This is a genomic window from Calditrichota bacterium, assembly GCA_016867835.1.
Lineage (GTDB): Bacteria > Electryoneota > AABM5-125-24 > Hatepunaeales > Hatepunaeaceae > VGIQ01.
The window spans coordinates 1-5495 of sequence record VGIQ01000148.1 but is presented as its reverse complement, the minus strand read 5'-3'; the positions used below and the strand labels follow the sequence as shown (position 1 = coordinate 5495).

Sequence of the window (5495 nt, the reverse complement as noted above, 5' to 3'; positions counted from 1 at the left end):
TCGACGACAAACGCAAACCGTTGGTTGCTCGGTGTGAACTCATTGGCGGAGTGCGCCATCACAACCCATTCGATAGGGACGTTGAGTTCGAAGGGAAGTCCCAGGGTATCGAGAAGCAATACCTTCGTTGTGTCCGCGCTCCAGGTTACAACCGAGTCGCCTCCGGCATAGAGCGACAAGCGATAAGTGATCGCTTGATCATGATTCCAGTCAAACGACGGCAGCCAGCCAAACCGGATTGCTGGGACGCGCAACGTGTCATCCAAATAGGGAAGTGCCCTGAACCGCGATCCATTCTCCGGCACGACCAAATCAAAGGGCTCCGGCGCCATCTCGCCGATCACATCGAGTGTTATGGGCAGTTGCAGTTGACCGCCCGATGCATTGTGCCGAAAGAAAATCTCCCCCTCGAAGAGAGTATCCGGCAGTTCGTCTGAGTTAAGCGTCAGCACAAACTCCTGTGCACTCATCGGCTCGAGCACCCCCGACCAGACATCGAGGTCGATCCAGTCCTTTCGACCGTCCAGTTGATAGATGTCGATCCGGTCGCCCCCCAGGTCACGCGGCACATTGGCGACCACCATGAAGACCCAACTGTAGATGTCGAACGTATTGATAATATAGGCACCTAAAGCCCCCGTCGCATTCTGCGGAAGGACGTTGGTTACGTACATGGTATCGCCCGTCGTCGGGTTCATCTTGTAAACACGGTCGTCGTTGAGTCCCGCTGAATGAATGAAGTATAGCGGGAAGCCATCCGGATCTTCCGGCCACCAAGCCATACCGGCAATGCGAAACGGACGCTTGTTCAATGTTGGTCCCAGCCGGTTTCCATCAATGTCATAGGCAACAATAGAAGCCGATGACTGACTGCATACCCACAACCGACCCTCGCTATTATCCCAGACGACTCCAGTGTTCGGATTGAAAGGCCCTGACCAGCGACGAAGTTCCTCCCCGGTTTCGGGGTGGATGGCATAGACGTTGGCGTCACCGGTGGACTGCCCGCCCCAGAGCCAGTTGCCGTCCCAGGCGAGGTTCTTCATCCCGTAGGTTGACCGACCCGGTTGTGTCAGGGTGTCGATCAATGCGCCTTCGCGGTCGAAGACCCAGATATAGTTGGTGGTATCCTGCCCGGCGAGGTTGCTGGCGCCGGCGCAGTAGAACTTCTCCTGGGCAAAGACGACGCCTTCGATGCGGTCGTCGCGGGTGCGGGCGCCAACATCGTAACTGCGACGAAACTCCCAAGGCCGGGCGTTGGCATCGCCTGGCAGACGCTTCTCGGCACTCCAGGTCAACGACCCATTCCCGGCATTGAAAATGCTGAAGGGAATCTGATGAACCATACCCGAGTCCATTCTCCACCAGAAATTCGCCTGGGAAGGCATAATCTCGGGATGAAGCAGGTCGAAATCGATCTGGATGCTGTCGCCTTCGGCAACCCGTTGGTCGGTATAAGTCGAATCGTTGTAACCCTGCTTCTTGGCGATGATCCTGAAGGGCGCTTCGGCCAATGCAGGATTGATGCGATAGAATCCCGCTTCGTCAGTTATCGATGCGAAGCCATGTCCGGTGAAGACAACCGCATCGGGAACGGGCGTTCCGGTGGCATGATCGGTTACATAGCCATAGACGATTCCCTGACGAAAGGAGGGAGAAGCCTGGAAGAGCAACGCCCGTCGGGCTGCAATAGGTGTTGCCGCCGTCGGATAGGAGTTGCCGTAGGAGTAGCCAATACCGGTTGTGCCATCCGGGCTGGAAATTCCTACTGAAGCGTAAGGATTATCCGAATTGCCCTGCGCTGCAGTAAAGTTGCGGTACTGGAAGAGGATCTGCGAGTCGCCGGTGGGGGTTGTCCAGACTTCAGGATCGTAAAGAACTACTTGAAACGTCAGTTCGATCTGGTTGTTCTGATAATAGTTCATCCTCGCCCACTCAACGATAAACCGGCCTTGATCCTCGTCAAAGAAGGTATAGACGCGACCGTTCTGTGCCAGATCGAGCCAGTCCCACAGTGGCGCAATGACCCCGGCGCCAGCGCCAATGGCACGTTCCATCGGCCAGTTAAGGAAGTTGACCGACGGACGCTGATCTCCTACTGTGATATAGCCATTCGTCACTACTGTGATGCGATCATAGCGCTCGCCATAGAATGTCAGGTCGAAGGGCAGTTGCACCAGCGCCGCTTCACCAATATCGGCAAACTCCTGATTTGAGTAATCAATGCGTCGCCCGTCGAACCGCCTTCCATCTTCGCGCAGGTCGATCTCAATCCAATCATAATCTGGAGCCGAGTCCCAACGTTGATCGGTATCGTCGAAACAGATGTAGCCATAGGCGTCGGGGCCAAGCGGCACATCCGAAGAGCGGGGCGTGGCGATGCGCAACGTGAAGTCCAACGTATCCCGGAAGTCGTTGTCATCAAAGAGGATCAACTCCATCGCATTAACGAATCCCGGCGGGACGACGCGACTGCCAGCCAGCATCGGCAGGTCGCCGCTGATGCGGGCCGTATCACCCGGCTCAATAGCCGAAAACGTGACGTTAGGGGTAATCAAACTTATACCCCCGGCCAGGGTGCGCACCTGACCTCGCAAGGGGCCTGTCGGCACCGAGCCGATGTTGCGTATCTCCAGATTCAGATTGAACACCGTATCGACGACGACTTCGCCACCAACGACCCTGAGCAACTCGAGATTTGGCGCTCGTGGAGTCAAGGTTATGGCACTCGCCCAAGATGAGTTACCGCTCTCAAATCGTAGGTTGACAACCGGTCTCGTGATCGGCCGGGTCGCGCCATCCGGGCATCCGGGCTGAATGGCAATACGCGCGCCTTCGACTTGAACCTCCCCGCGCGCTTCTATGCTCCCAATCCGCACCTCATCGACCACAGCCGTGACATAGGGCGAATCCGTCGAGAGGTGTAAGACAATATCCTCAAGCGCGCGATTTCCGACATTCATAACGGTCAAATCCAAGGCATGGACTTCACCGGGATTCGGCTCGCCGTCGCCATTGCCTTCCAATTCGGCAAATGCGTGATTACGGACAACCAAACCTGTTGTGGGAGCGCGCAGCACCGCATCTGAAAAGAGCGGTTTGATGGTGCGGCCCGTTACCGTATAAAAGACGTTTGTATTCGGTACGAACGTCACATCGTTGTCGAAAACAAAACGTGCATAGCCATCTTCGTCCGTTCCCATCGTCCACCATTGCATTCCATTGTAGGCTGGGTAGTCATTGCTGTCGTAGGCTGGCATGTCGCCGGGAGCATATACCGTTACTTGTGCGCCAGCAACGGGATCATCGTTCTGCACATCAGTCACGCGGAGGTCGAGTCGCCGCATCGCTGTGTTTACAACACCTTCGACTTCAGCCTCGATCCGACGCGGAACACCAAACCACGATTGCAGTCCGGGATCACCATAGTAACACGTCCGGACATTCACAGTCTGAATACTACCGAAGTTGTTGCCGAGATATTGGCTGGCGCCGAGCATCACATAGACTCGTGTCCAACCGAATGGCAAATCCTTAAGAAGGTGTCCATTAACAGCCTCAATCCACATCAGGTTGTTGAGATAAGTCATCTGGTTCTCATAGACATTCGTTGCCGCCACCGGTCCGACTGCTCGATTATTGACATAGGTTCGTAACGCGAGCCAGGTGATGTTCTGTTGATGCCCGGCGAAGTTGAACATGACCGGAAAAATGTCGTTAGGATTGACATTATTGATCCTGAACGACGCCATTTGCGCCCGTCCTGCAATGACACTCGCGCCGGCATTGAACTGCTGGTAGAGAAAGTTCGAGACGTTGGCGCCGGACTGGTCAGTATTCTGCATATCTTCGTAGAATGCAGCCTCCATCCCGCGCTGTCTGAAGTGTTGGACGAGGAAACGAACATTGGTATGGACTGAAGGATGCCAGGTCCCGGACCAGCGCTGCGAAAAGACGACCCCCTTGTTCATCCAGTTGGGATTATCGAATCTGGGCGTAGCCTCATACAACAACGTCCGCGTCGAGTTGAGGTTGATCATCGATTCATTGCCCGCCAGCCATCTTGCAATGCCAACATCGGCCATCTGGTCGTTGCCTTCAAGGCAAGCATAGTCCCAATCATAATTGGGATTCGCAATCATCCTACCGGCTTCATTCGGAACGCCCTGGTGGTCACCGACGATCATAACGAAGTCGAATGGATCGACACCGTTGCGGAGGTAGCCGTTATACCGGGTCTGAATCTCCCCCTTGATCCAGTTCCCGTCTTGTTCTCGATTCTGTGGCACCGCGAGGATCTCGACCTTGTATCCGCTCTTGCGGCGCCATTCGATGAACGGGGCTGCATAACGTACCAGGCCATCCGGGACTACTATTATATAGTGCCCGACATAGGCCGGTCGATGGTCGCGATCGGGGTCGTCGCGACCGACGTCATCGCCGTTCAGTGCCAGTTCACGGATCATTTTCAGGAAGGTTGCGCTCCGGTGGGTGCGCTGGGACAGGAAGACTGGATTGACAGGTTCACCTTCCGTAAAGCGAATCTCAGTGTCGATCCGGTCGCGTATTAAGTATTCTTCGGAGTTTGCATCGTATTGCACCGGATAGGTCGTCACCGACACCATCCGGACGCCGCGCATGACAATCGGCTCCGACATTACGGCCAGGTCAGCCGGGTAGGGGCCGTTTGTTCGCAGGTCCGGCGGGACAGCCGCCGCTGCTGATCCATCTTCATTCAGCGCCAGAAAATGCGGAAGTTTGGCGCTCTCCCGCCTTGGCTCGGACGCAGTAACAACCAGTTCGAGTGCCTTGTCTCCCGGTACAATCACCCACCGTGTTACGGCCGGCAGGAGTGGCCGTCCCGGCTCGCTCAAGTAGCCTTCACCGGGGATTTCCATCCGCTCAAATCGACCGGTCTCATCCGAATACTCGACCCGGTCGATGGTTTCGGGTGTGACACTCAAGGTAATCCCTGAAAGGTCAATCCTGGATATCTGCATTGCATGACCGGCGGTAAGGCCTTCGTCAGAACATAAGCCTGCGTGTACCGCCAAACCAGACAGCGCTGCTGCAAGCCAGATTCGTTTCATGTTCAGCCCTGGATGATGATTAACCCTTGACCGACGACTACACCTCAGTATAAAAATCCCTGCAATCTCTACCTCACCAGCGCCACCTTCCGCACCTCTACCCGACCGGCCGACTCGAGCCTCAGGTAATAGACCCCCGACGACAGACGATTCCCATCCACCACCGCCGTCCGGTAAGCCGGCTCCGATGGACCCGCAAACAACACCGCCGCCTCCCGGCCCAGGACGTCGAACAATCGAAGCCGCGCAAAGCCCATCTGGTCTAGCCCAAACCGCACCGCAAGCCGCGCATTGAACGGGTTCGGATGCACCGACTGAAATCCAAATTCGATAGGAACCGGAACCGCACCCGGCGCCGCATCGGGATCGATCGCAAACTGGAACCGCTGATTGCTCGGCGTCCGG

General features: G+C 56.0%; 2 protein-coding genes. Both read right to left on the bottom strand.

Annotated features, from left to right (window positions below; all coding sequences use genetic code 11):
* On the bottom strand, nucleotides 1–5090 hold a 5090-nt coding region (locus tag FJY67_11150; GenBank protein ID MBM3330004.1), incomplete at its 3' end, for a hypothetical protein.
* Nucleotides 5091–5158: 68 nt separating this feature from the next.
* A partial coding sequence (locus tag FJY67_11145; protein MBM3330003.1) for a T9SS type A sorting domain-containing protein occupies nucleotides 5159–5495 on the bottom strand: 337 nt, incomplete at its 5' end.